The sequence below is a fragment of the Methylotenera sp. 1P/1 genome, from assembly GCF_000384355.1.
In the GTDB taxonomy this organism is placed as follows: domain Bacteria; phylum Pseudomonadota; class Gammaproteobacteria; order Burkholderiales; family Methylophilaceae; genus Methylophilus.
Window position 1 is genome coordinate 1194408 of sequence record NZ_ARWC01000001.1, and the last position, 24704, is coordinate 1219111.

Genomic DNA, 24704 nt, shown 5'->3' on the forward strand with positions numbered 1-24704 from the left:
CTTAGTTATCTTTTATCTAGACTTAACTTCTTTAAAATCGCTGCCTCTACCGCCGGCGAGACAAACTGATGCACATCGCCACCAAGCCTTGCCACTTCGCGCACTAAACTGGACGATACGAACATATACTGTTCTGCAGGGGTTAAAAACAAAGTTTCTAATTTAGGATATAGCTTACGGTTCATACCGGCCAATTGAAATTCGTATTCAAAATCGCTAGCGGCACGCAAGCCGCGTATCACCATTTGTGCGCCTTGCTCTTGTACAAATTGCATCAACAAGCCACCAAAGCCCACCACCTGAATATTGTCTGCAGCAAATACCGATTTGGCCAAGGCTACGCGCTCTTCTAAGCTAAACAAAGTGGATTTACTAGTACTCCCGGCCACAGCCACAATCACCTGATCGAATAAATCGGCTGCGCGGCGTACAATGTCTTCATGCCCCAATGTAATGGGGTCAAAGGTACCTGGGTAAACAGCGATTCTATTTTTACTCATCTCAACGCCTATGCCTAAATTGTCATCTCTATATAACAGAAGAATAATTCAACAAATGATAATACACATTTCCGGCTTTGCTTTGTTTAAATACCTCCCAATGCGCTGTGGGTGCGATAGCAAACTCGGCTTCGACATAGACCACACCATTTGTTTTTAAGCATTTAGGTAAGTGCGGCAGCACCTGCTCGACCCATCCTTTTTGGTAAGGTGGATCACAAAAAATCACATCAAATTGTTGTTGTGTTTGCAGTAAATACTGCATGGCATCTTGGTGCAGAATCTGCGCATGTTCGGCCATTAGCAATGTTTTATTTTGCACTAGGCTCTGGTAAGCCGTACGCGACCTCTCGACCATGACCACCTCACGCGCATTACGGGAAAGCGCCTCAAAACCAAATGCACCAGTTCCGGCAAATAAATCCAAGCAAGTTTTGCCTGTCATCTCTTGCCCCAGCCAATTGAAGACAGCTTGGCGAACACGCTCTGGCGTTGGTCGCAAGCCTTCGGCATCCGGAAATTTGAGTAAGCGGCTACGCCAAACACCCGCATTGATGCGGACTTGATTTTGGGCTTGTTTAGATTTCATAGACGGCTGCTTCAATAAAACGCTTTGCTTCATAAAGGCGTAAGCTTAGCGAAACATCTCACAGTTGTCATGCTTTGCGATATGGCCAAGCGCAACTGACGCTCAGCCATACGATGTGTGTTGATTATTGCGCGCCGACGATCACAGTGACAAAGTGATCCGGTTTAACGCGACGTTGAAATGCATCTTTGATTTGCAGTGCGGTAACTTTAGCAATTTGCGTATTAAATTCATCCAGATAAGTCAGCGGCAATTGGTAAAAGCCTATCACGCTCAGGTAATCTAATATCTTGCTATTGCTATCAATACGCATTGGGAATCCGCCAATCAAGTTAGATTTAGCCGCTTTTAACTCTTTGTCTGTAACACCGTTTTGCACAAACTTTTGTACCACTTCATTCACCAGTTTTAATGCATCGTTGGCTTGCTCTTTCTTGGTTTGTAGGCCAATCTGAAACGGGCCTGACTCTGCCATTGGCATAAAGTAGCTATACACGCTGTACACCAGGCCACGCTTCTCGCGCACTTCTTCAGTTAAGCGTGAGACAAAACCACCGCCACCCAAAATATAGTTGCCCACATACAACGGAAAGTAATCGGCATCGCCACGTTTGATTCCCGGCTGACCCACTAGAATATGTGCCTGACTGGCAGGGTGCGCTACACTTTTCACCACTGGCGCACCCAAGGCCGGCACAGGCTCTAGGCGATCAATCGCTGCGCCTTGCGGCAATCCCGAGCTCATTTGGTCTGCAATAGCACGCGCTTGCGCGGGCGTCATATCGCCGATCAACGCAATCACTGCGCTTTTAGCTGTGTAATAAGTTTGATAAAAACGACGTAAATCTTGCACCTTAATCGCGTTAATTGTGTCGATTTCGCCGCTCTCATCCAAACTATAAGGGTGCTCGCCATACAATGCTTGCATAAAGAGTTTGTTGGAGATACTTTCTGGCTGCGTGGCAGACTCTTGCAAGCCAGATACGATTCTGACTTTCTCACGCTCCAACACTGTTGCTGGAAAATCCGGCGCATGCAGCACTTTATTAAAAGTATCCAAGGCCTTGTCTTGTTCACTGGTCAGTGTACGCAACTTAAATCCGGCACGGTCCAAATCAAACTCACCATTAAATACTGCGCCAATGTCTGCAAATGCATTGGTAATGGCCTCTTCATTCATACCACCTGCACCTAAGGTCATCATATAGCGCGTGACGCTCGCCACACCAGAATTGGCTTGAGTATCGCGTGCGCTACCTGCAGGGAAATTAATACTCACATCTACAATCGGCAAGTCATGATTCTCTACAAAGTACACACGTGTACCGCTGGCGGTTTGCCAATGCTGAATATTCAGCGCGGCATGCGCCGTCAATGAAAACAAGCACACCAAAATACTGATACTTAACTTAAACATACGTTATCTTTCTTGCTGGTTAGTCTTAATTGGAGTTGGCTACACAAATGCCGATAACTTAGTGCACATGCGGCTTACCTTGTGGTTTCGCGTTAGGGTCTATTGGCTGCGGATCCAAAGTCACTACGGTCATGTTGTCTTTGGTCAGATACTTTTTAGCAACCGCTTGAATCTGCTCTGAAGTCACTGCTTTTAATTTTTCCGGATACTCTTTAATCAGAGTCCAAGGGTAACCCATTGTTTCCAGTTGCCCTAGCTGCATGGCTTGATAAAACATAGAGTCTCGTTGATAGACATCTGCCGCAATAACTGAAGCTTTTACACGGTCCAGCTCGTTTTGTGTCACACCACCGGTTTTAATCAATTCGATTTGCGCAAGTAACGCCGCCTCTAACTCTGCCACGGTTTTACCTTCTGATGGGGTACCCACTAGTTCAAATAATGATTGCTGACCACGTGAAGTCGTATCGTATCCAGCGCCAACATCTGATGCTAGCGCAGTTTCTCGTACCAGTTTCTGATTTAGCCGTGCAGAATCATTGCCACTGAGTACCCCTGCCAGCACCTCTAGCGCATAAGGCTCCCAACTGGTTTCAGATTGCTCTGGCTTAAATACAAGTGCAGGCGCATGAAAGCCCATGGCCAAATACGGCAACTTACCAGGCGCTTTGACGATGGCACGACGTTCACCCAATTGCGCAGGCTCCACTTGTGGTTTGCGTGCTGGTAGTTTGTGCGACTTGATAGGGCCAAAATACTGCTTGGCAAGCTTGAGCACTTCATCCGTTTTGATGTCCCCCACCACGACTAAGGTAGCGTTGTTCGGCGCATACCATGTGCGGTACCATTCACGCGCATCTTCGGCGGTCATATTTTCCAGATCATTCATGTGCCCAACTACAGGCCGCGCATAAGGATGCGCACGGAAGGCAATGGCCTGAAACTGCTCGTTGACTTTAGATTGAGGTTTGTCCTCGGTACGCCATCTGCGCTCTTCCATCACCACTTTGATTTCTTTGGCAAACTCTTCATCGGTGATTTGCAGGTTTTGCATTCTATCGGCCTCTAGCCGCATGGATAATGGCAAGTTGGATTTTTCCAGCTGTTGAAAGTAGCAGGTGTAGTCCATACCAGTAAATGCATTTTCTTTACCGCCCGCGGCTGCAATCAAACGCGAGAACTGGCCGGCCGGCACTTGTTTTGTACCTTTAAACATCATATGTTCCAGCACATGCGCCACCCCGGTTTTACCATTCACTTCATCCAGCGCACCCGCTCTATACCATACTTGCGAGACCACCACGGGTGCGCGATGGTCTTCCTGTATCACGACTTTAAGACCATTCGCCAACGTAAACTCTTTTACCTCAGCCTGAGCCACCAAAGGCAGGAGCGTCAAACAAACCCATATCCAACGATTCATGTTCAAAACAATTCTCTTTCTTAATTTTTACAATAGCCAAACACTCAATAATGACAAACGGCCAATGACTTTAGTTCGCGCAGCAAAACCAGTGCGCCATATTCTTGATCAGCAATTTAGATACATTCTACATAGCATGCATGCAAGTTTACGTCTAAAATAGACATCAAGCCTATTTATCAGCACCTTATTATTTAATATTTTCAAGATGTTTAATATTTTCAAGAAAAAATCCGAGACAGATCAAGAAATTGCGCCAAGCGAAAAGGTAGCTCAGCCTGTAGTAAAAGCAGCTGATCCCACACCAGTTAGCTTTGCACAACGTTTAAAGCAAGGGCTTGCCAAAACAAGGCAACAGTTTAGCAGCCAGCTGGCCACCCTGTTTGGCGGCGGTAAAATTGATGCAGACACTTATGATGAACTGGAAACCATTTTACTGACCTCCGATATCGGCGTAGCCGCTACGGAAAAGCTGCTCAGCCAATTAAAAAAACGCGTGACGCGCGATCAACTTGAAGACACCTCCGCGCTCAAAGGGGCATTAAAAGCTGAGCTACTTGCTGTGTTACAGCCACTCGAAGTACCGCTTGAAACCGACACGCATACACCATTTGTGATCATGCTGGCAGGGGTAAATGGAGCTGGTAAAACCACCACCATTGGCAAGCTGGCCAAACATTTTCAAAGTGAAGGTAAAAGTGTACTGATTGCGGCAGGCGATACGTTCCGTGCAGCGGCGCGTGAGCAATTACAAGTATGGGGTGAACGCAATCAAGTGCATGTGATTGCTTCCGAGGGTGGTGATGCTGCTGCCGTTATTTTTGATGCGGTCAATTCGGCCATTGCCAAAAAAATTGATGTGGTAATTGCCGACACGGCTGGCCGCTTGCCTACGCAAATCCATTTAATGGATGAAATTAAAAAAGTACAACGCGTGATTGATAAAGCTTACCCTGGCGCGCCGCATGAAGTGTTACTGGTGCTAGACGCCAATACCGGTCAAAACGCGGTGAGTCAGGTGAAAGCCTTTGACGATGCTTTAGGCGTGACAGGCTTGGTGTTAAGCAAGTTGGATGGCACAGCCAAAGGCGGCGTGATTGCTGCCATTGCAGAGGCTAGACCGATTCCTGTGCGCTATATTGGGATAGGTGAAGCCATTGATGATTTAAGACCGTTTAGTGCGCAGGCTTTTGTCGACGCGCTGTTTGATGATGAGGCTTGACCTTTGATTCTTAGCTATAATCCTATTCATGTCTACGCGTACACACCATCATGATTGTGTTTGATCAAGTCACCAAACGCTACCCGAGCAGTGGCGATATTTTGCAACAACTCAGCTTCTCCATCGACGATGGAGAAATGGTGTTTGTCACCGGGCATTCTGGCGCTGGCAAAAGCACATTACTCAAACTCATTGCCGCCATTGAGCGTCCAACACACGGCACAGTACTGATTAACAACCAAAATGTCAGCAAAATCAGTGCGGCCGCTTTACCTTTTTTACGTAGAAAGTTTGGCCTGATTTTTCAAGACCATAAATTACTGTACGACAGAAACTGCTTTCACAATGTCGCGCTGCCGCTCAGCATCAATGGCATTACCGGAGATGAAGCTGCTAAGCGCGTGCGTGCTGCATTAGATAAAGTCGGCTTACTCAATAAAGAAAAAGCCATGCCTATCACGCTATCTGGCGGTGAGCAGCAACGCTTAGCCATTGCGCGCGCAGTGGTGAGCCGGCCAGCTATTTTAATTGCGGATGAACCCACCGGTAATTTAGATACCAATTACGCAGCCGATATCATGCAGTTATTTCAAGCATTTAACCAAGTTGGGGTGACCATGATTATTGCCATGCATGATGCCGCCACGACACAACAAACTGCAAACCGCATACTGCATCTAGACAAAGGGCGTTTGACCACGCTGACGCAACATGCATAAATGGCTCAATCAACACCAACAAGCGGCCATGCTGGTCATCGATCGACTGCGCCAGCAATGGCTAAGCACTGTATTAATTATCACTGTCATTGGCGTGACATTGGCAATCCCTAGCTTGATTTACGTGATATTACAAAATGCAAACACGCTGATTCACGATGTAAAACAAGATACGCAAATGAGTGTGTTTTTACAAAAAGAGGCCTCTCAAGCCAACATCGATGCCATTAAAACACACCTCAGCAAACAAGCTGACATTGCCGAATTCACCTTTGTCCCCAAAGAAACTGCACTCAAGCAATTGATGGAAACGACCAATAATCCAGAGCTGATTGCCTCGCTCAACCAAAATCCACTGCCTAATGCTTTCTTTATTACCCCTAAATCGCTACAACAAGAAGCCATGGCCACACTCAAAACATCGCTTCAAGATTTAGATGGCGTGGCAGAAGTGGTGATAGATAGCGCTTGGGTCAATCGCCTCAATAGCATTTTGAATATTGGCAGCAAGGCAGTATGGATTTTTGGCTGCTTGCTTGGCTTTGCATTGATTGCGGTGATTAGCAATACCATCCGCATGCAAATTCTCACGCACAAAGAAGAGATTGAAGTCAGCGAGTTATTTGGCGCCACACAAAGTTTTATCCGTCGCCCATTCTTATACCTTGGCACGCTCTATGGCCTAGGTGGCGGCATCATTGCTTGCTTGCTCTTGTGGTTCATTCTTTATCTGTTCAATCTATCTGTGGTGCAACTCGCGCGCGAGTACGCTTCTGACTTTACCTTGCAGATCAATTTTTCCGCGACTTACCTGTACATGCTAGCACTCTCGATTATCATCGGCTGGTTAGCAGCATATTTGGCCATCACGCTCAGAATTAAATCTGCATAAGACTCAACCCCCTAAACAGGGGATTGTTGATCTAGCATCAAACTTGTTAAAGTCCGCTTGCGCGTTTTTAATCAACAATAATTTAGCGCATCCCTCTTTAAAAAAGGCACTCCTCTAGGCGTGCCTTTATTTTTTGTGCGTAGCCAATGCCATCACAAGTCAGAAAATGTGCCTCGTACCATAAAAATAATTGGTATTTATCAATTTAAGTTTTCCAATCTTCAGAATATGTTGTAGAATGCGCTCCCTGTTGGTTAGGCAGGGTGCTTAGCTCAGTTGGTAGAGCGTCGCCCTTACAAGGCGAATGTCAGCGGTTCGACCCCGTTAGCACCCACCATTCAACACAGTAGTCGCAAGTCGCGTTTAATACACGCATCAGTGCCAAAGTGATAGTTTTAGGAGTGGTAGTTCAGTTGGTTAGAATACCGGCCTGTCACGCCGGGGGTCGCGGGTTCGAGTCCCGTCCACTCCGCCAATGAATAAAAAAGCCTGCACATGTGCAGGCTTTTTTATTGCCACATTAACCATTTAACCATGTGTCAAGGGAATAAGACATGCTCTGTCGGCCACACACCATCAAACGAAATCTCCGGGTGCTTCTCAGCCACTAAATCACGCACCTCCTGCACGCGTTGAAAGGGTGCAATCACAATCATGAGCACTTGCCCTTTTGCAATTCTGCTCTCAAACCGTTTTAGTTGTGTATTCGGTATATTCGTTGCAACAATTGCTGTCCACACACCGCCTGCCAACAACCCAACCAATACACAAATAAGTATCATGGCCACCATAGGAATCGGCTTTGTATACCACCAAGTTGGAATAGCAATAGCCACCAGCCCCGCTGCCAATCCGGCAAGTGCGCCCAGCCCTGTACCTATTTCCCAGCCTTCAATCAAATCGGTACGTTCAGACACAGCAGGCTCGGGTAAATCATCCATTGGCGTCCCCTGCTTGGCAAGAAAGTGGATGCGATTAGCGCTTACGCGCGCAAGTAACAAATCATTCATCATTGCATGCGCACTATCTATATTGGGTAACATAAAATACAGTCGACGATTCATGGTGATCTCCTTATTTAAGATTCGAGCTATCTACTACTCAAAGGTGGATACTGCCTAATTCGTGCACAAAGCGATTACGGTATATATTTTATGATTGCTGAATACGAACATCACTACATTGACTTCGGCAAATTTTTAATCAAAAAGTTCGGGCAATGTATTTTCTTGAGCATGGATATTGGCGCATATACGTTTGATTGACGTCTATTTACATGCGTTCGAAAATCTTTCAATATGCACTGTTCAACGCACGGCAAGCGCTTTGATGCGATAATATTTTATGGTTTCTGCACATCACTCCACTTCTGTTTCACTCAACCCCCATGCACAGGACATTGCCGCATGGGTTGCATCCTCTGCCAAACGCTTTTCATCCACCGAAATCGCGCTGATCCGTGACGCCTGCAATTTAGCCACTGCAGTCTACGCTGACCATCTTGAAGTGACCGGCACGCCATTGCTAGCGCATGCACTCGGTACAGCCACCATCCTCATAGAGATGAACATGGATGTAGATACCATTGCTGCCGCCATCTTGCACGCTTTGCCAACGCATATGGCTGACTGGCAAGCAACGCTAAAAGACCGTTTTAGCGCCAATATTGCAGATTTGGTCGATGGCATTTCACGTATGGAACAAATTCAAGCATTAAGCGAGATGGATGGCCTACGTGACCCAGAACGGAAAACTGACGATCAAGCGCGACAAATAGAGGGCTTGCGCAAAATGCTGCTAGCCATGGTGGAAGATATCCGCGTAGTGCTTATTAAATTGGCAGAGCGCACGCAAACCTTACGCCATTTATCTGGCGCCAGCCTAGATTTACAAAAACAGATAGCGCAAGAAAGCCAAGGAGTATTTGCACCTCTGGCCAACCGCCTTGGCGTGTGGCAGCTAAAATGGGAGTTAGAAGATCTCTCGTTACGCTATCTGGAGCCGCAACTATACAAAGATGTTGCTAAAAAGTTGGACGAACGTCGCATAGACCGAGAGCAATACATTATCGATGTCGTGGCACAACTTAAACATGAATTAAGCCAAACTGGCATTCAGGGTGATGTGAGTGGACGACCCAAGCACATCTACAGCATCATTAAAAAGATGAAGAGCAAGGGCTTGGACTTTAGCGAACTCTACGATGTTCGTGCAGTGAGAATTCTAGTTGAAGACATCAAGGACTGCTATGCAGCGCTAGGTCTTGTGCATAACCTATGGCAGCCTATCCCTGGCGAGTTTGACGACTACATTGCCCGCCCTAAAAGCAATAACTACCGTTCATTACACACGGCTGTGACAGGTCCGCGTGGTTTGGCGCTAGAAGTGCAAATCCGCACGTTTGAAATGCACCAGTATTCCGAACTTGGCGTAGCAGCACACTGGCGCTATAAAGAAGGTGGGAAATCCGATGCCAAGTTTGACGAGAAAATCGCTTGGCTGCGCCAGATATTGGCATGGAAAGATGAAGCATCCGATAGCAGTGACTTACTAGAGCAATTTAAAAGTGAACTGTTTCAAGACAAAGTCTACGTGCTGACACCACAAGGCAAAGTGATCGACCTACCTAAAGGCGCCACCCCTATCGATTTTGCTTATACTCTGCATACTGATTTGGGACACCGCACACGCGGCGCCAAAATCAATGGCAGCATCGTCTCTCTGAACACTAAACTTCAAAATGGCCAGCGTGTGGAAATCTTAACGTCAAAATATGGCTCGCCCAGCCGCGATTGGCTTAATGCATCACTGGGTTTTCTGCAAAGTCCAGGCGCACGCGCCAAAGTACGGCACTGGTTTAAATATCAGCACTTTGAAGAAAATGTTGCGCAAGGCCGAGCAAAACTGGACCGTGAGCTACACCGCACTGGTATTGGTGCTATTAATCAAGAAAAAATCGCCCAAAAGTTGCACTTTCAAAAACTCGAAGACCTGTTGGCGGCCATTGGTCGCGGAGATGTCAGTGAGCACCAAATTGCCCTGACCATTCAAGAAGAAATGGCGCCCAGAGCTGAAGAACCCCTGCCACCGGCCACCCCTAGACGCGTCACCGCACAAAAAGCGCAATCAGAGATAGTGCTGGAAGGCATTGGCAACCTGCAAACCAACACGGCAAAATGCTGCAAACCGCTGCCACCGGATGCGATTGTAGGTTACCTCACACGCGATCACGGTGTGACCATTCACCGCATGAGCTGCGCGTTTATCGTTCGACTACAGGAAGATCGACGTAATCGCCTACTCGGTGCGCAGTGGGGTAACTGCCAGAATGTCCGCACAACGATTGATATTGAGATAGAAGCTAACGATAGACAAGGCCTGCTTCGCGATATCAGCGATTTATTTGTGCGCGAAAAGGTCAATGCGACCAAAGCCAATACCATGACCAGAAATAATCTGGCGTTGATGCAGTTTTCCATTGAAATTGCGGATAGAGAACAGTTGAGCCGATTGTTGGCGCTGATTCAGCAGCTGCCAAATGTGACTACGGCAAGACAACGGGTTTGATTGTAATTGGCTGAATGACAAAACTCCACTGTTTCATACACTCACCTGATTGCGCATGTACTTGCTATTGCTTTCGACACGTCTGAATCAGTAGCTAAACGCAAGATTTAAAAAACAACATGTCAAAATTAACTCTCAAATAATATTATGCTTACTCAAACATCCAACTTCCTAGCGAGCATAAAAGCCTTAGTCATCTGGATAACGCTTTGGTGCATATCTTTTTACTTACTCTTATTCTCACCAGTTTTTCTTCGTTTCGGCAATCCCATACTTAATTACAGCATTTTTATGTTATTGGTACTGCTAATTCCATTCTCACTTTTATGGCTCAGTAGAAATATATATGGTTTTTGGCGGGGGCTTTTAATTGTTATCGCTATAGCTTGTTTTATTCCAATATCATTTATAGCCTTAATTACTTTTGCCACTACAAGTATAGACAACAATGGAAAAGACCTAAGTTTTGAAAAAATTGGCGAGCTTAAAAATAAAAATCATTATTATCGGCTGTATCGAACGAATGGCGGAGCAACCACATCCTTTGGTTTAGCGCTTAGGAAAGAAACGCCTTTATTCTCAGGCTTAATTATTGTTTCTCCCGTAAAAGGATTCAGTCCTGCATCTAAAGGTACGTTAGAAAAATTAAGCGCAGAGTCTGCTAGACTTGTTGTACAGCCTAATGGCTTTGGCAAAGGTGAGCAAATTTATAACTTCTCACTGGATTAGCACCTATCCCATTTCTATCAAATGTGACGTTTGGCGCACCCGTTCATTCAAACCTTCGTTTATATTTAGAATAAAAGCCTTTTCATGAACTTTTTTCCACTAGCACTCTCCAAGCGAGAGTGCTAAAATTAATTATTCGTCAATGAAAAGGAGTTTTACTATCAACGCTTTGACCATTCCTTCAGTAGCCTCTTTAGATAGCTTAGATCAATACCTGCGCACGATTAAAGTGTTCCCGGTACTGACAGCAGAAGAGGAATATGATTATGCGACCCGTCTTAAAAAAGATGGTGACTTGGAAGCAGCGCGCGCGTTAATCGTGTCTCACCTGCGTTTAGTAGCCAGCATTGCGCGTGGTTACGCAGGCTATGGCTTGCCGCAATCCGATTTAATTCAAGAAGGCAATATTGGCCTGATGAAGGCGGTAAAGCGTTTTGATCCTGACCGTGGTGTGCGTTTGGTATCCTTTGCAATGCACTGGATTAAAGCCGAGATGAACGAATTTATTGTGCGCAACTGGCGCCTAGTTAAAACGGCCACCACCAAAGCACAACGTAAATTGTTCTTTAATTTACGTAGCATGAAGCAAAGCTTTGACACCCTGAGTGCAGATGAAGTGCAGCATATTGCTAAAGAGCTTAACGTTAAACCAGAAGAAGTCATGGAGATGGAATACCGTTTAAACGGTCAGGAAATCTCTCTGGACGCGCATATTGATGACGATGGTGATGAATCATTTAGCCCAATTGCTTATTTGGAAGATGAAAGCCCAGAACCTGCACAGCATTTAGAAAACGTACAGACCGAGCAACGTCAATCTAGCGGATTGAGCAAAGCCTTGATGAGCTTGGACGAGCGTAGCAGACGTGTGGTAGAAGCGCGCTGGTTAAACGAGAATGCAACGTCTACATTGCATGATTTGGCCGCAGAATTTAATGTGTCAGCAGAGCGTATTCGTCAAATTGAGCAAAAAGCGATGCAGAAAATCAAAAGCATCATGACGGCTGAACTTGAGCACTAAGTGTTAATCACTGGGTGTTAATCACTTGATGCTTTAATGACGCAAATAAAAAAGCCGCCCTAATTTCTAAAAATAGGTGCGGCTTTTTTATTGTGCATTTATTGCCAACTAAGCTGCTTGGCTCTCCGCTTCTTCGTTATCAAAATCCAAAGCGTTGCCCATGTGCTGGCGCAATACTTTTAAATCCATCACTTGAGAACGAATCGCTTTTTCTACTGTTTCCAGCTCGGCAATACGGTCTTCTAAGGTATCGGTGGCTTGGTAAATACGTTTAATGCTCTCCAACCGGCGGCGCAATTGAATCTGATGCTCGCGCACTTGTGATTCCATTGGTGCAATCACTGCTTTTAACCAATTTTCTACATCACGGTTAGCCACTTCATACACATGTATCACGCGGCTGGCCAAGGTTTCAAAGAACTTGCTGGTCAACGTCATTTTCTCGTTAGCAATCATATTAAAAGCGGTATTGAACTGCTCTTTATAGGCACGCTCGTATTTAGCAAGCTCTTTTTGATAGCGTAAGGTAGAGAATGCCGGCGGTTCAGACTTGCGCAAGCCATGCTCTTTGGCAAATTTCTCGTACATCACGTCCATCATTTTTTTGATGTCTTGAATATGCTCATCCGATGACACCAAACGGCCTTTTAATTCCAAGAAAAAGTCATCCATGGCATCACGAATCGTTTTGGTGAAATTGGCTTTCACCATCGTTTCACGCGTATCGTGCACCTTGTGTTTCAGGCCATCCATGCCTAACAATGTGAACAGTTTATTGGTTTGTTGTGAGAACACGCTGCGTAATGCCTGAAAGCGTTGTAAACCTTTTTCAAAGTTTTCTTTGTCCACTTTCACTTTGTTCATCATGTGCTCAACAACGTCTTCGTTTTTACCGCGTAAGCCACGCAGTTCTTCCAGTTGTTCTAGCACACCACTGATACGTGATTCCAAAATCAGATTGGTATTGGTAATCAAATCATCAATCTCGTTTTTGGTGTTATCGCGTACGATTTCTTTTTTGGATGGAATCAACTCATCCGACAATGCTTTTTCCAACAGCGGCAGACGGCTTTGTTCAAGCAAGGATTCGTCGCCATTCACTTTTGCCAGCAGGCCTTTTTGTGCAGAAGTTGGGAAAATCTGTGTAGTTTCCAAGCCAAGCAGCTCAGCACTGACTTTCACTTGCTTCACTAGCTCTTTTTCGATTTCCACATCGTCTTTGAGCTCGTCCCACAAGCCATCAATCTTATTCAGCACCGCCATACGGCCTTTTTGTTTCCAACGTGTACCGCTAATGTATTGGCGCCACACATCAATCTCTGATTTAGTTACGCCGGTATCTGCACCTAAAATAAATAACACAGCATGTGCGTTTGGCAACATGTTCAGTGTTAATTCTGGCTCAGTACCAATCGCATTTAACCCTGGGGTATCCAAAATCACTAAGCCCTGCTCCAATAAAGGATGCGGGAAATTAATCATGGCATAGCGCCAGCACGGCACATCCACAGAACCATCTTTATTGAGGCTCATGGCGTCGTCACTGTTGTTTGGATCATACAGACCAAGCTTCTCAGCTTCTTCTGCTGTCACACGCTTAGTACGGCTGACTTCTTTAAACGCTTCCACCATGCTGTCGTTGGAGTTCACATCAAACTCAACCACGGTCCATTCTTCAGGATAGCGTTTGTATTCGGAGGTTGATACATCGGTTGCGCGCGTATCAATCGGCAATAATTGCAATGAGGTAGGCTTGGTTGCTTCGTACAGCAACTCGGTAGGACACATAGTGGTGCGGCCTGCGCTGGAAGGCAGTAAGCGTTGGCCGTAGTCGGCAAAGAAAATCGCGTTAATTAGTTCTGATTTACCGCGTGAAAACTCAGCCACAAAAGCTACATTGAGCTTATCTTCACGTAAACGCTCAAGTAAGTGCGTGATACGCTGCTCCACTTGAGAGTCATTTAATTCATGCTCATTCAGCCAATTGCGATAATCATTGATGCAATCAACTAGGGATCTTCTCCACTCAGAATAAGCTGCAAATTGATGTGCTAATCTATTTTCTGCCATACCCGTCCCGTATCACGCTTTTTTACAATAGTGACTCTAGCATGATTTATAAAAGCATCAAATAAATCAGCAGACTAAGATGTGTTTTTCAAAAAAATATCAGATAAGTGGTTAATTTTTTACTACAAACGGTCAACCGATGTTGTATTTTGAATAATTCGCGCTAAACAATCAGTCATCTATGATGTTCTGTTATCATTTCAGTCTTGATTAATTGCTTATTTTTGATATCGACATGAGCGGACTAACTCCAGACTCCCCGCGCCCGACAGCCATTAAACTTCATCAAGCGTCCAAGCTGCTAGAAATTCATTTTGATAACGATACCGAGTGCATGCTCTCTTGCGAAATGTTGCGCGTGTACTCGCCTTCTGCAGAGGTACGCGGCCATGGTGCTGGGCAAGAAGTGCTGCAAATTGGCAAAGAAGAAGTCAACATTGCGGCTATCGAACCCGTGGGCAATTATGCGGTCAAGCTAGTATTCTCCGATGGTCACGATACCGGCCTATACTCTTGGGATTATCTGTATTATTTGGCAGAAAATTATCAGGCATTATGGCTAGAGTACATCGGCAAGTTGGATGCTGCAGGGCACCCGCGCAAAGAAACTAATTAAGGATGTTGCACATGGAAAATAACGGCGAACACACCACCCATTTTGGCTTTAAAACTGTTGCCGAGCATGAGAAAAAAGCTAAGGTTGGCGAAGTCTTCCACTCTGTAGCACAAAAGTATGACGTGATGAACGACGTAATGTCTGCTGGGCTACATCGTGTCTGGAAGCAATTTGCAGTAGATACCAGTGGCGTGAAAGCGGGCGATAAAGTGTTGGATATCGCGGGTGGTAGCGGCGATCTATCCAAACTATTTGCTAAAAAAGTAGGGGTCAACGCCAGCCATAATCCTGGCGAGGTGATTTTGACTGACATCAATGCCTCTATGTTGGGCGTTGGGCGTGACCGCATGTTAGATGCTGGCTTAGCAATACCTGCCATGCAATGTAATGCCGAGCAATTGCCTTTCCCCGACCAAACGTTTGACTGTGTGATTGTGGCATTTGGCTTGCGCAACATGACACATAAAGACGTTGCGCTGAAAGAAATGCAGCGCGTACTTAAAACAGGCGGACGGCTACTGGTTTTGGAGTTCTCTAAAGTATGGCAACCGCTGGAAAAACTGTATGACCTATACTCATTTAAGTTGCTGCCTATGATGGGCAAGTGGATTGCCAAAGATGCAGACAGCTACCAATATTTGGCTGAAAGTATCCGCATGCACCCAGACCAAGAAACACTCAAACAAATGATGCTGGATGCAGGGTTCCATCGTGTGGATTATTACAACTTGTCTGCAGGTGTGGTGGCATTACACAAAGGATATAAAACAGCATGATCGCTCCACTGGTGACGCGCTTTTTACAGCATATTACCCAGCAAAATAACTGGGCTAGACCCCACTTAATGCCATTTGCCGGACAAATGATTACGTTTGATTTTGTATTGATGCAAGCGCACCTCATCATTCTGGAAGATGGTAGCTTAGCCATTGCGCCAGACCGAACACAGGCTGATGCCACCGTACACATTCCACCTAGTCTAAGCTTACGACTGGCAACGGGCGATGCTCATGCAAAATCGCTGATTAAAGTAGAGGGTGATCTGCATTTAGCCACAGAAGTCAGCAAAGTGTTGCAGCAAATGCGTTGGGATATTGAAGAAGATATCAGCCATGTGGTGGGAGACATTGCGGCGTTTAAATTAGGTGAAGTCAGCAAATCCATGTTTGCACAAGCCAAAAAGCAATCGACCGACTTAGCTGACATGGTGTCGGAATACTGGCAAGAAGAGAAAAACATTCTGGCCAAGAAAACGCACGTTACGCAATTTAACGATGCTGTAGACACGCTCCGCCATGATGTGGAGCGCTTTGAGAAGCGTATTGATAAACTGACGCAATCAATCACACCTGCCTCCACGTCTAGTGACGAAGCGCCTGCGGCCAAACCTAAAAAGCCACGCACGCGTCGCTCACCCCCCTCTCAAGAAAGCGCTTAAATTTAGCATGCACTATCTTCGTCTTTTTTATATTTTGTATGTACTGGCATGGGCAAGGCTGGATGAGTTTTTAGCCAACCAAGGCGCCTTTACACTGATTCACCGCGTCCTCAACGTTGTATTATTTTGGCGTAAACAATCTGCACCACGCGCAGTGCGTCTGCGCATGGCGTTAGAAAAACTGGGGCCGATTTTTGTGAAGTTTGGCCAAATGCTTTCTACCCGCCGTGATTTATTACCAGTGGATGTCGCTGACGAATTGGCCAAACTGCAAGACCGCGTGCCGCCGTTTCCTTTTGCCCAAGTCAAAACAACGATTGAAAACGCATTTGGCTTGCCGATTGAGCAAGTGTATGCAGAATTTGACACAGCACCCGTGGCCAGCGCATCTGTCGCACAAGTACACTTTGCCACGCTGGCCAATGGTCAAGAAGTAGCTGTTAAAGTGTTGCGTCCCGGCATTGCCAAAGTCATTCATCAAGACATTGCCTTGATTAAGAGTCTGGCTTGGTTGGTGCAAGCACTGTCTAGCGAAGGCAAGCGCTTGAAGCCATTAGATATTGTGGATGAATTTGCCAGACACACCGAGCACGAATTAGATCTAACACTGGAAGCCGCCAACTGCACGCAACTCGCTAAAAATTTCCCAGATAAGCGCTTGTTGATTCCAGAAGTGTATTGGGATGATTGCCGCAAGGAAGTCATGACCATGCAGCGCATGCATGGCGTGCCTATCAGCCAAATAGATGTGCTACGGGAAAAAGGCATCGACATCACGCAACTGGCGCATGACGGGGTAGAAATCTTTTTTACGCAAGTATTTAGAGATGGCTTTTTTCATGCCGACATGCATCCTGGCAATATACAAGTAGCGACCGAAGGCATCCACAAAGGCAAATATATTGCCTTGGATTTTGGCATTATGGGCAGCCTATCCGATACCGATAAATACTATTTGGCACGTAACTTTTTAGCATTTTTTAATCGCGATTACCGTGATGTCGCTGTTGCGCACATTGAATCCGGCTGGGTACCACCGAGCACCAATGTAGAAGAATTAGAAACGGCTATCCGCGCAATTTGTGAGCCGATTTTTGATAAGCCACTCAAGGACATTTCGTTTGGACGCACGCTGCTCAGTTTGTTTCAAATGTCGCGCCGCTTTGGTGTCATCATTCAACCGCAGCTAGTGATGCTACAAAAAACTTTGCTGAATATTGAGGGCTTGGGCCGCGAGCTCGACCCCAATATTGATTTATGGCAAACCGCTAAACCGTTCTTAAAAAAATGGATGAGCGAACAAGTCGGCTGGCGCAGCATCCTCAAGTCTGTACAAAAAGAGCTGCCATTCGTACTAAAAAATGCGCCAGAAATGCCAAGATTGGTACATCAGTTTTTACAACAAAATATTCAAGCACAGCAGCATACGCCTCAGCAAACCAAGCTTGCAGAGCTAATACAAGCACAGCATCGCCATGCTAAATGGCAAAAGTGGACGAGCTTGTCGATTGCGGTGCTGGTCTTGCTACAGTTGGCGAGTTTGATAATAATTCTGGTTAAGTAACCCTCACTAAGTAAACTTTCTATCAAGGAAAACATATGCGTAAATTGGGCGTCATCGGTGTGATGTTGAGTATGTTTCTATTGGCGCCGCTTGCATGGGCAGATACCACACCCGTCGGCCTATGGAAAACCATAGACGACACAACAGGTAAACCGCGTTCACTGATAAGGATTAGTGAAAATAATGGCGAATACAGCGCCGTGGTAGAAAAAGGCTTACGCGAGACCGATACTGGCGAGGCCGTGTGTGATAAATGTACCGATGAGCGTAAAGGCCAAAAGATCATCGGCATGACCATTGCCAAAGGACTAAAAAAGAACGGCACCAAATATGACGGCGGTGAGATTTTAGACCCCGAAAGCGGCAAACTGTATAAATGTAAAATGACTCTGGACGAAAGCGGCAACAAGCTTGAGGTGCGTGGTTACATTGGTATTGCGCTGATTGGCCGCTCACAAACCTGGCATCGCGTTGAATAGGAAATAGATTTAGTTAAATAACAGGAAGCGACTATGCTCATTTGGTTTGTCATCGTTTATCTCATGATTTCAATTGGGATTGGCCTAGTCGCCGCCACCCGCGTACACAACACCAAAGATTATGCCGTGGCTGGCCGCCACCTACCCTTGCCAGTAGTCATGGCCACCGTATTTGCCACTTGGTTTGGTGCAGAAGCCGTATTTGGCGTATCCGCCACCTTTGTACAAGAGGGCCTCAACGGCGTAGCTGCAGACCCCTTTGGCTCCAGCATGTGCTTGATTATTGCCGGCTTCTTTTTCTCCACACAACTCTACAAACTCAACATTATTACCTTGGGTGATTTCTACCGTATGCGCTACAACCGCAGCGTAGAAGTACTCACCACCATTGCCATTGTTGTATCGTATCTAGGCTGGGTAGCCGCACAAATCAAGGCGCTCGGCCTGATCTTTAATATGATTACGCACGGCGCCATTAGCGAAGAAGCAGGCATGATTTTAGGCACCGCCATTGTGCTCACCTACACCACGCTTGGCGGCATGTTATCTGTGGCAGTGCTAGATTTTGTACAAATGATCGTTGTCATTGGCGGCTTACTGTATATCGGCAGTATCGTTTCCGGCATGACAGGTGGCGTAGCCCCGGTGATTGAGCATGCACGCCAAGCGGGCAAGCTAGACTTCTTCCCCAAAGGGGCAGACGTTTGGGTGTGGATTACCTTTTTAGGTGGCTGGGTCACCATGATGCTAGGTTCCATTCCGCAACAGGATGTATTTCAACGCATCACCTCTGCCAAGAGCGCCAAGATTGCATTGTGGGGCTCGCTGTTAGGGGCAAGCGTGTACTTTTGCTTTACCTTTGTGCCCATGTTTATTGCCTACTCTGCCACGTTGATTGACCCGGCTGTCTATGGAAAACTGGTGGCAGAAGACTCACAACGTGTATTACCTACGTTAGTGCTAGAACACACGCCCTTGTTAGCGCAAGCCATTTTCTTTGGCGCAGTCTTATCAGCCATCATGAGCTGCTCCTCCGCCACCCTGCTTGCGCCGTCTGTCAGCTTTGCCGAGAATATTGTTAAAGGCTATATGCCTCACCTCACCGACAAAGGCTTTCTAAGGGTCATGCGCTTCTGTTTAGTGGGTTTTGCCATATGCGTTTTACTCTACGCACTCAATTCAGAGCTCTCGATTTTCGGCATGGTGGAATCTGCTTATAAAATCACACTCGCTGGCGCATTTATTCCACTTATATTTGGCGCATTCTGGAAGCGTTCTACCAGCCAAGGCGCGCTTGCAGCCATTGTTGGCGGCATTGGTAGCTGGGTGCTGATTGAAGTACTGATTGGCGAAGCAAGCCTGATTCCACCACAACTGATAGGCTTGGCCGTGAGCGCAGTGGGCATGGTGGCTGGCTCGTTATTGCCACAAAAAATTGGCGGCAACCCGGAAAAACCACAGGGCTATTTGCATGAGCATGCAGCAAGACCGCATCAGCATTAGCTGATGTATTGCATCATATTTTTAGGCTGTACTAAACTTAAATAACCCAATGAATATATTGAAAATAGTACGTATTTTTACAATATTAAAAACGTGTTTGACGGAATGTTTTACGTCAAATAGGATGTTACTTTACGTTAGGGGCGAAAGTGAAAGGCACATATGAAAGGTAGTTGTCTTTGCGGTGGGATTGCATATGAAGTGTCTCAGCTTGACACTCCAATAAGTCATTGCTCATGTCAAACATGTAGAAAAGCTCATGCCGCTGCTTTTAATACTGCCGCTGGTGTTAAACACTCAAACTTTCGCTGGGTGCGTGGTCAGGAACTATTAAAGTCATTTGAGTCATCAAAGGGCAAACTCCGTTTTTTTTGTTCAAATTGTGGCACTCACTTAATTGCCCAACGCACAGGGCAAGAGCATGTAGTTTTACGTGTAGCAACATTGGATGAGCCTCCTCAAAAAACCCCCGAATTTCATATTTTCAAATCTCACGAAGTTTCATGGCTTAAGTATGATGGAAAAATTCCTGCTTATTCTGAATGGCAGCCAGGCCGTGTTTAATACACCTATCCAATCATTCAAGCGGTACGCCTAACGGCGCCCCTAAATTCAAACGTTAGGCAGCAACAATGAATCGTCTAATATTCCTTCTGGTTTTAGCAGTCGCTAGCAGTACGGCAGTCGCCGCACCAACCTCAGCACCAGTTCGCGCTGAAATCGATGTCTTGCTGACCAATCTCCAAGCCTCCGGCTGTGAGTTCAGCCGCAATGGCGCTTGGTACAGCGGCGCAGAGGCCAAAGTTCACCTTCTCCGTAAGCTCGAATACCTAGAGGGCAAGAGCACGCTCCGCAGTACCGAACAGTTTATTGAGCTTGCTGCTTCGTCGAGCAGTTTCACCGGTCAGTCCTACCAAGTCAAATGCGGCAATACGCCGCCAGTTAAGAGCCAGCAATGGCTCACTAGGGAACTTGCCTCAATCCGCTCTTTAAGCAGCGGAGGCAAGCCATGAGTGCTGCCTGCATGCAGCCTAGCACTGTTAATGGGACGCCGAACGTGATGCCTTCTGACAAACGCCACAATAAAACGTAGAGCGCTGGCCTTGGCGGACACTTAAAATCGGTTTTCCGCACACTCTGCATGGCTCGCCAGTTCTGCCATACACAAAGTAACTTTGCTGAAAGTACCCTGGGTTGCCATCTGCGCCAAAAAAATCGCGCAAACTACTGCCGCCTGCTTTGAGCGCATCGCTGAGCGTGGCTTTAATCTCTTCTACCAAGCGTTCACACTGTTTGAGTGTAAGTTGATTGGCGGGTGTTTGCGGGGCAATACGTGCTCTAAACAGGGACTCGCTGGCGTAGATATTGCCGACACCGACCACTAGGTGTGCATTCATGATGGTAGTTTTGATGGCCGCGGTGCGTGTGCGCATATTGTGATGCAAATAGCGTGCGTTAAAAGCTTCTTGCAGCGGTTCTGGCCCTAGCGTAGCCAATAGCGGATGCTGATTGACATCGCCGTCCAGCCATAGCACAGCGCCAAAGCGCCTTGGGTCACGCAAGCGCACTACGCGGCCATCGCCAAAGCCAATATCTAGATGATCGTGCTTTTCAGGTGGGCTAAATTGTTCTAGCAGGCACAACCGGCCAGACATGCCCAAATGCAAGAGTAAAGTGCCGCTACGTGTGTCGTTTTGCATGGTGGCCAAAATATATTTGGCGCGGCGTTCTAACTTATGTAACGTTAAACCAGTGAGAATGCTGGGCAGTTGTGGCGGAACAGGCCAACGCAAGCCGTGATGACGTACCTCCACGTGGCTGATGGTTTGCCCGAGCACAGGCATGAGGCCAAGGCGCGTGGTCTCAACCTCTGGCAGTTCCGGCATGGCTTATTTCAGGTTGATGGGTGGGTTGGTCATGCTAAAGCCCACATCGTTAGGAAAGTGGTAAATAATACCTTCATCCGCGCGTGCCAACAGATATTCCGGGGATTCTTGCATTTTATCAAAGTGTATTTTCTTGCCGTCTTTTAGCTTCACTTCAAACGAGGGGAAGGTGGCTTTGCGGTCTGGCGTATAAAACTCGACTGACGTAGCTTGGCTTTGCTTCCAAGTAAAATCCAACCACTCGTTCATGTCGTTTTGTGTGGGCTTGGCTTTGGGCGTGCTGATTTGCCATTTGCCTTGGGTATCGATATCAACGTTCAGGCGAATTTCTTCCCATTGCTCTAAGCGCCCTAAGTCCATTCCAACTATTTGTTTGGCTTCGGATGGCGCGATTGGACGTTTATCCACAAGCTCAATGGCTTGTGCAGACGCTGCCTCACTGTAAGCGCCGGGTAATAAGTACACGGCATCGTTAAAGCCAACATACTGCTCTTCAGTCACGGGATTGTAAGCACCAAAGGCAAAGGTATGCGTTGCGCTGGCATCCGTCAGTTTGAGTTTGAGCGATGGGTTATCCAATCCGTATTTGGCTAAATCGGTCGTAGATAACTGCGTTTGGGATTTAGCCGCGATGATAGACAAAATGCGCTGCACCGACATTTGATCTGCACGTGCTTTGTATGGGGCAGTCATGCGCCATAGACCATCTACTTTTTCAAAGGCCAATGGTGCCTGAGTAGGAAACTCTACTTTGACTGTAGTAAAGCCGCCCATTTTGAGTTGGGAAATTTCATGCTCCGTTGCGGACTGTGTATTGTTCTGTGGCCTTAAATGCAAAAAGACAGAAATACCAATAATTATTGCCAATAAACTGAGATTTATTAACCAACCTTTTTTCATTGAGACTTCCTAAAATCCGTTAAGCTTTACGACGCTTCCACCAGAAAAATATACCAAACAAGAAAATAACCACTGGCAGTATAAATTGTGTACCGTAACCAATCACCATCGCACTGATGGAGCCTTGTGGAATACTGATATTCACGTCTTTCAGCGGCATTGGCTGTATGGTAATTAATCTATCATCGCCCGCTAGCCAGTTAATGATATTGATACCAAAATCTAAATTACCGCCATTAGTAATAAAGGTATTAGACAAGAAATTGGCATTGCCTATGACCACCACGCGTTGACCTTTTTTGCCGTATTCACGCTCAAGCGCTACGCCAATATTGATCGGGCCCGGCTTGTCTTTAGCGCGATCGAAAGTGACTTTAAAGTTTTTTGCATCCGCAGGTACTTTGTCAGACTCTAACCAGCCATTGGGCGCCACATCAACCAATCGGCCAACCTTCCAGCCTAAGTCATCCGAGGCTTTTGCATCGATTTCATGGGCTTCCGGAAACACCGTACGCAACTGAAAATTACGCGTAATGGTGTGATCCCCATAAAAACTGGCAAAGGCCACTTTAGGATCAGCGTTATATTGTTCAGCAGATTTATCTATCACAATGCCCGGAGAAACCGTTAAGCCTAAATAATCCGCCACCTCCTTCATGCCATGTAGGTTATTGTCATCCAACAACCAAAGTACGTTGCCACCAGCCTCAATATACGCTTTGATTTTTTTAGCTTCAATTTCACTCACATCAACTTGTGGGCTTGCGATGACCAACATAGATCCATTGGCTGGCACGCCTTGCGCAATGGTTAAGTCCGGATTAGCAAACTTAAAACCTTTGCTTTCCAGCTGTTTACCAAATTCGCCCAAATCATGATTCTTAATGCCTTGTAAGTGACGCTCGCCATGGCCATCCAAATACATAATCGGTTGATTATTAGTACGAGACAAACGCACCAGTAAATTGGTCATTTCTTGCTCGGCAAATGGTGGGGTGATGTGTTCGGTGCGTTTGTTATATTCCACAACGGTCTCGCCATCTACTTTTACGCCAGCATCTTGCGCAAGTTTGGGCTCTTTAGTTGGGTTTACAAATGTAAGAAAAATGTTTTTCTTTTCGCGTTGATAACGCGCCATGAACTCGATTAAACTTTTGCGGAAAGTATCTCCGTTATTGGCATCATCATTGGTTGCATACACGGTGATATTCACATCGTTTTGCATTTGTTTCAGTACATTCACGCTGCCTTGCGTCAGGATATTGCGATTGGCTTGCGTGATGTCTTTTGCGTAACGGTATTGGTGTGTGAGGTAACCTACCATCACCACCAATAATAAAAATACGACGACAAACATCCAGTTTTGCGCCAATATTTGTAATCTTAATTTGCTATTAATCTTCATAATAAAATCTGGATTAGCCTCTTAAACGGTCTGCATCTAAGCGACGGATTGTTAATGTTAAAAATGTAATCACGAACAACAGAAAAAATGCCACATCAGCCGTATCAATCAAGCCACTGGCAAACGAACCAAAATGCTTTAATAGCGAAAAGTTAGCAATGATACTGGTTGGATCCCCACCAAAAAAACGATCCAGCATCATCAACACAAACAACGCAACAAAACTCAAAATGCCTGCCACAATAGGCTGCGTTGTCACGCTAGAGAAATAGAGGCCTAACGCACAAAAGCTTGCCACCAGTAAAAACAAACCAACAGAGTTGGCAATAATGTAACCAAAATCAATATCAGACCAAAGATTGAGTGTTGATAAGGTAAGTGCGATATAGACAATGAGGATGCTTAAAAAACCTAATAGACCAGCAAATTTCCCTAACACGATTTCTGTGATGGAAAGCGGCGCACTAAACAAGAAGGGGAGCGTTTGGCTTCTACGCTCTTCTGCAATTAAGCGCATGGAAAGTAGCGGTACAGCAAATAGCATGACAAATGAAGCAGCACCATACACGGTTTGCGAAACAAACTGCGTAAGCCCAATACGCTCGGCTGGGCGAATCGCACCTGAGGCTACATCTAGATAATTCGTGACCCCGTTGGCAAAGTAATTGCCAAATATGCCCATCATCACTGCCAAAATAATCCAGCCCATGGGCGAGGCAAACATACTTTTGAGTTCTTTTCTTGCAATACTGAATACCATGATT

24 protein-coding genes and 2 tRNA genes are annotated in these 24704 nt (G+C 46.1%); 16 read left to right on the forward strand and 10 right to left on the reverse strand.

The window, feature by feature from the left end; genetic code table 11:
- Positions 1–5: 5 nt before the first annotated feature.
- From coaD to A3Q3_RS0105635, 4 genes are all read right to left on the reverse strand, one after another.
- Positions 6–500 carry a pantetheine-phosphate adenylyltransferase gene (coaD, locus tag A3Q3_RS0105620; protein WP_020182599.1) on the reverse strand — a complete coding sequence of 165 codons (495 nt, stop codon included), beginning with the start codon at positions 498–500 and terminating at the stop codon, positions 6–8.
- Positions 501–528: 28 nt separating this feature from the next.
- Positions 529–1089, reverse strand: a complete 561-nt coding sequence (rsmD, locus tag A3Q3_RS0105625) for a 16S rRNA (guanine(966)-N(2))-methyltransferase RsmD (RefSeq protein ID WP_020182600.1) — start codon at positions 1087–1089, stop codon at positions 529–531.
- Positions 1090–1213: 124 nt separating this feature from the next.
- Positions 1214–2506: a pitrilysin family protein gene (locus A3Q3_RS0105630; protein WP_020182601.1), complete on the reverse strand. Its 1293-nt coding sequence runs from the start codon at positions 2504–2506 to the stop codon at positions 1214–1216.
- A 58-nt stretch (positions 2507–2564) separates the two neighbouring features.
- Positions 2565–3929: a pitrilysin family protein gene (locus tag A3Q3_RS0105635; RefSeq protein ID WP_020182602.1), complete on the reverse strand. Its 1365-nt coding sequence runs from the start codon at positions 3927–3929 to the stop codon at positions 2565–2567.
- 208 nt (positions 3930–4137) lie between these two features.
- Here A3Q3_RS0105635 and ftsY point away from each other — a divergent pair, with 208 nt between their 5' ends.
- The 5 genes from ftsY (at position 4138) to A3Q3_RS0105660 (ending at position 7237) form a co-directional block, all read left to right on the forward strand.
- On the forward strand, positions 4138–5151 hold the full coding sequence (gene ftsY, locus A3Q3_RS0105640) for a signal recognition particle-docking protein FtsY (RefSeq protein ID WP_020182603.1): 1014 nt from the start codon (positions 4138–4140) through the stop codon (positions 5149–5151).
- A 50-nt stretch (positions 5152–5201) separates the two neighbouring features.
- Positions 5202–5870: a cell division ATP-binding protein FtsE gene (ftsE, locus tag A3Q3_RS0105645; protein ID WP_020182604.1), complete on the forward strand. Its 669-nt coding sequence runs from the start codon at positions 5202–5204 to the stop codon at positions 5868–5870.
- Positions 5863–6762, forward strand: coding sequence for a permease-like cell division protein FtsX (ftsX, locus tag A3Q3_RS0105650; protein WP_020182605.1), 900 nt, complete (start codon positions 5863–5865; stop codon positions 6760–6762). Before ftsE ends, ftsX begins: the two co-directional genes overlap by 8 nt.
- A 261-nt stretch (positions 6763–7023) precedes the next feature.
- Positions 7024–7099, forward strand: a tRNA-Val gene (locus A3Q3_RS0105655).
- Positions 7100–7160: 61 nt separating this feature from the next.
- Positions 7161–7237: transfer RNA gene (locus tag A3Q3_RS0105660), tRNA-Asp, on the forward strand.
- A gap of 64 nt (positions 7238–7301) precedes the next feature.
- Here the strand turns inward: A3Q3_RS0105660 and A3Q3_RS0105665 are convergent.
- Positions 7302–7826, reverse strand: a complete 525-nt coding sequence (locus tag A3Q3_RS0105665) for a hypothetical protein (RefSeq protein ID WP_020182606.1) — start codon at positions 7824–7826, stop codon at positions 7302–7304.
- Positions 7827–8106: 280 nt separating this feature from the next.
- Here A3Q3_RS0105665 and A3Q3_RS0105675 point away from each other — a divergent pair, with 280 nt between their 5' ends.
- The 3 genes from A3Q3_RS0105675 to rpoH all read left to right on the forward strand — a co-directional run bounded on the left by A3Q3_RS0105675 (position 8107) and on the right by rpoH (position 12079).
- On the forward strand, positions 8107–10329 hold the full coding sequence (locus A3Q3_RS0105675) for a bifunctional (p)ppGpp synthetase/guanosine-3',5'-bis(diphosphate) 3'-pyrophosphohydrolase (RefSeq protein ID WP_020182608.1): 2223 nt from the start codon (positions 8107–8109) through the stop codon (positions 10327–10329).
- 291 nt (positions 10330–10620) lie between these two features.
- Positions 10621–11058 (forward strand): hypothetical protein, encoded by a 438-nt coding sequence (locus A3Q3_RS0105680; RefSeq protein WP_152604057.1) that lies wholly within the window; start codon positions 10621–10623, stop codon positions 11056–11058.
- 169 nt (positions 11059–11227) lie between these two features.
- Positions 11228–12079: an RNA polymerase sigma factor RpoH gene (gene rpoH / locus A3Q3_RS0105685; RefSeq protein WP_020182610.1), complete on the forward strand. Its 852-nt coding sequence runs from the start codon at positions 11228–11230 to the stop codon at positions 12077–12079.
- A gap of 108 nt (positions 12080–12187) precedes the next feature.
- Here the strand turns inward: rpoH and A3Q3_RS0105690 are convergent, their stop codons facing one another.
- Entirely contained in the window at positions 12188–14149 is a 1962-nt protein-coding gene (locus tag A3Q3_RS0105690; protein ID WP_020182611.1) for a dynamin family protein, read from the reverse strand.
- A gap of 235 nt (positions 14150–14384) precedes the next feature.
- On the opposite strand from A3Q3_RS0105690, the gene A3Q3_RS0105695 reads away from it, so the two are divergent.
- The 8 genes from A3Q3_RS0105695 (at position 14385) to A3Q3_RS0105730 (ending at position 20762) form a co-directional block, all read left to right on the forward strand.
- The gene (locus A3Q3_RS0105695) at positions 14385–14765 is read left to right on the forward strand and encodes a gamma-butyrobetaine hydroxylase-like domain-containing protein (protein WP_020182612.1); all 381 of its coding nucleotides are present in this window, start codon (positions 14385–14387) and stop codon (positions 14763–14765) included.
- 11 nt (positions 14766–14776) lie between these two features.
- Positions 14777–15541, forward strand: a complete 765-nt coding sequence (ubiE, locus tag A3Q3_RS0105700) for a bifunctional demethylmenaquinone methyltransferase/2-methoxy-6-polyprenyl-1,4-benzoquinol methylase UbiE (RefSeq protein ID WP_020182613.1) — start codon at positions 14777–14779, stop codon at positions 15539–15541.
- Positions 15538–16203 (forward strand): SCP2 domain-containing protein, encoded by a 666-nt coding sequence (locus A3Q3_RS0105705; protein WP_020182614.1) that lies wholly within the window; start codon positions 15538–15540, stop codon positions 16201–16203. The genes ubiE and A3Q3_RS0105705 overlap by 4 nt, the downstream gene beginning before the upstream one ends.
- A gap of 7 nt (positions 16204–16210) precedes the next feature.
- Positions 16211–17767, forward strand: coding sequence for a ubiquinone biosynthesis regulatory protein kinase UbiB (gene ubiB / locus A3Q3_RS0105710; RefSeq protein ID WP_020182615.1), 1557 nt, complete (start codon positions 16211–16213; stop codon positions 17765–17767).
- A gap of 35 nt (positions 17768–17802) precedes the next feature.
- Positions 17803–18246: a DUF2147 domain-containing protein gene (locus A3Q3_RS0105715; protein ID WP_020182616.1), complete on the forward strand. Its 444-nt coding sequence runs from the start codon at positions 17803–17805 to the stop codon at positions 18244–18246.
- A 33-nt stretch (positions 18247–18279) separates the two neighbouring features.
- Positions 18280–19749 carry a sodium:solute symporter family protein gene (locus A3Q3_RS0105720; RefSeq protein WP_020182617.1) on the forward strand — a complete coding sequence of 490 codons (1470 nt, stop codon included), beginning with the start codon at positions 18280–18282 and terminating at the stop codon, positions 19747–19749.
- Positions 19750–19911: 162 nt separating this feature from the next.
- A complete protein-coding gene (locus tag A3Q3_RS14280) occupies positions 19912–20313 on the forward strand; it encodes a GFA family protein (RefSeq protein ID WP_081623268.1) in 402 nt (133 codons plus the stop codon).
- 68 nt (positions 20314–20381) lie between these two features.
- Entirely contained in the window at positions 20382–20762 is a 381-nt protein-coding gene (locus A3Q3_RS0105730; protein WP_020182619.1) for a DUF5329 domain-containing protein, read from the forward strand.
- 27 nt (positions 20763–20789) lie between these two features.
- Here A3Q3_RS0105730 and mutM read toward each other — a convergent pair whose 3' ends face one another.
- From mutM to A3Q3_RS0105750, 4 genes are read right to left on the reverse strand one after another with little or no spacing between them, the layout of a single operon-like run.
- Positions 20790–21635, reverse strand: a complete 846-nt coding sequence (gene mutM / locus A3Q3_RS0105735) for a bifunctional DNA-formamidopyrimidine glycosylase/DNA-(apurinic or apyrimidinic site) lyase (RefSeq protein ID WP_020182620.1) — start codon at positions 21633–21635, stop codon at positions 20790–20792.
- A 3-nt stretch (positions 21636–21638) separates the two neighbouring features.
- Positions 21639–22535, reverse strand: a complete 897-nt coding sequence (locus tag A3Q3_RS0105740) for a DUF4340 domain-containing protein (RefSeq protein WP_020182621.1) — start codon at positions 22533–22535, stop codon at positions 21639–21641.
- A gap of 19 nt (positions 22536–22554) precedes the next feature.
- Positions 22555–23940, reverse strand: coding sequence for a GldG family protein (locus tag A3Q3_RS0105745; RefSeq protein ID WP_020182622.1), 1386 nt, complete (start codon positions 23938–23940; stop codon positions 22555–22557).
- A 13-nt stretch (positions 23941–23953) separates the two neighbouring features.
- Positions 23954–24700, reverse strand: a complete 747-nt coding sequence (locus A3Q3_RS0105750) for an ABC transporter permease (RefSeq protein ID WP_020182623.1) — start codon at positions 24698–24700, stop codon at positions 23954–23956.
- Between the last annotated feature and the right edge of the window lie 4 nt (positions 24701–24704).

What these genes read in the sequence shown, in the direction of transcription:
- A3Q3_RS0105750 (WP_020182623.1), bottom strand. Translation starts at nt 24,700, where the DNA reads ATGGTATTCAGTATTGCAAGAAAAGAACTCAAAAGTATGTTTGCCTCG.
- coaD (WP_020182599.1), bottom strand. Translation starts at nt 500, where the DNA reads ATGAGTAAAAATAGAATCGCTGTTTACCCAGGTACCTTTGACCCCATT.
- A3Q3_RS0105715 (WP_020182616.1), top strand. Translation starts at nt 17,803, where the DNA reads ATGCGTAAATTGGGCGTCATCGGTGTGATGTTGAGTATGTTTCTATTG.
- ftsE (WP_020182604.1), top strand. Translation starts at nt 5,202, where the DNA reads ATGATTGTGTTTGATCAAGTCACCAAACGCTACCCGAGCAGTGGCGAT.
- A3Q3_RS0105740 (WP_020182621.1), bottom strand. Translation starts at nt 22,535, where the DNA reads ATGAAAAAAGGTTGGTTAATAAATCTCAGTTTATTGGCAATAATTATT.
- A3Q3_RS0105665 (WP_020182606.1), bottom strand. Translation starts at nt 7,826, where the DNA reads ATGAATCGTCGACTGTATTTTATGTTACCCAATATAGATAGTGCGCAT.
- A3Q3_RS0105675 (WP_020182608.1), top strand. Translation starts at nt 8,107, where the DNA reads ATGGTTTCTGCACATCACTCCACTTCTGTTTCACTCAACCCCCATGCA.
- A3Q3_RS0105695 (WP_020182612.1), top strand. Translation starts at nt 14,385, where the DNA reads ATGAGCGGACTAACTCCAGACTCCCCGCGCCCGACAGCCATTAAACTT.
- ubiE (WP_020182613.1), top strand. Translation starts at nt 14,777, where the DNA reads ATGGAAAATAACGGCGAACACACCACCCATTTTGGCTTTAAAACTGTT.
- ubiB (WP_020182615.1), top strand. Translation starts at nt 16,211, where the DNA reads ATGCACTATCTTCGTCTTTTTTATATTTTGTATGTACTGGCATGGGCA.
- A3Q3_RS0105690 (WP_020182611.1), bottom strand. Translation starts at nt 14,149, where the DNA reads ATGGCAGAAAATAGATTAGCACATCAATTTGCAGCTTATTCTGAGTGG.
- A3Q3_RS0105745 (WP_020182622.1), bottom strand. Translation starts at nt 23,940, where the DNA reads ATGAAGATTAATAGCAAATTAAGATTACAAATATTGGCGCAAAACTGG.
- A3Q3_RS0105630 (WP_020182601.1), bottom strand. Translation starts at nt 2,506, where the DNA reads ATGTTTAAGTTAAGTATCAGTATTTTGGTGTGCTTGTTTTCATTGACG.
- rsmD (WP_020182600.1), bottom strand. Translation starts at nt 1,089, where the DNA reads ATGAAATCTAAACAAGCCCAAAATCAAGTCCGCATCAATGCGGGTGTT.
- A3Q3_RS0105680 (WP_152604057.1), top strand. Translation starts at nt 10,621, where the DNA reads ATGTTATTGGTACTGCTAATTCCATTCTCACTTTTATGGCTCAGTAGA.
- A3Q3_RS0105730 (WP_020182619.1), top strand. Translation starts at nt 20,382, where the DNA reads ATGAATCGTCTAATATTCCTTCTGGTTTTAGCAGTCGCTAGCAGTACG.
- A3Q3_RS0105720 (WP_020182617.1), top strand. Translation starts at nt 18,280, where the DNA reads ATGCTCATTTGGTTTGTCATCGTTTATCTCATGATTTCAATTGGGATT.
- mutM (WP_020182620.1), bottom strand. Translation starts at nt 21,635, where the DNA reads ATGCCGGAACTGCCAGAGGTTGAGACCACGCGCCTTGGCCTCATGCCT.
- ftsY (WP_020182603.1), top strand. Translation starts at nt 4,138, where the DNA reads ATGTTTAATATTTTCAAGAAAAAATCCGAGACAGATCAAGAAATTGCG.
- A3Q3_RS0105635 (WP_020182602.1), bottom strand. Translation starts at nt 3,929, where the DNA reads ATGAATCGTTGGATATGGGTTTGTTTGACGCTCCTGCCTTTGGTGGCT.
- ftsX (WP_020182605.1), top strand. Translation starts at nt 5,863, where the DNA reads ATGCATAAATGGCTCAATCAACACCAACAAGCGGCCATGCTGGTCATC.
- A3Q3_RS0105705 (WP_020182614.1), top strand. Translation starts at nt 15,538, where the DNA reads ATGATCGCTCCACTGGTGACGCGCTTTTTACAGCATATTACCCAGCAA.
- A3Q3_RS14280 (WP_081623268.1), top strand. Translation starts at nt 19,912, where the DNA reads ATGAAAGGTAGTTGTCTTTGCGGTGGGATTGCATATGAAGTGTCTCAG.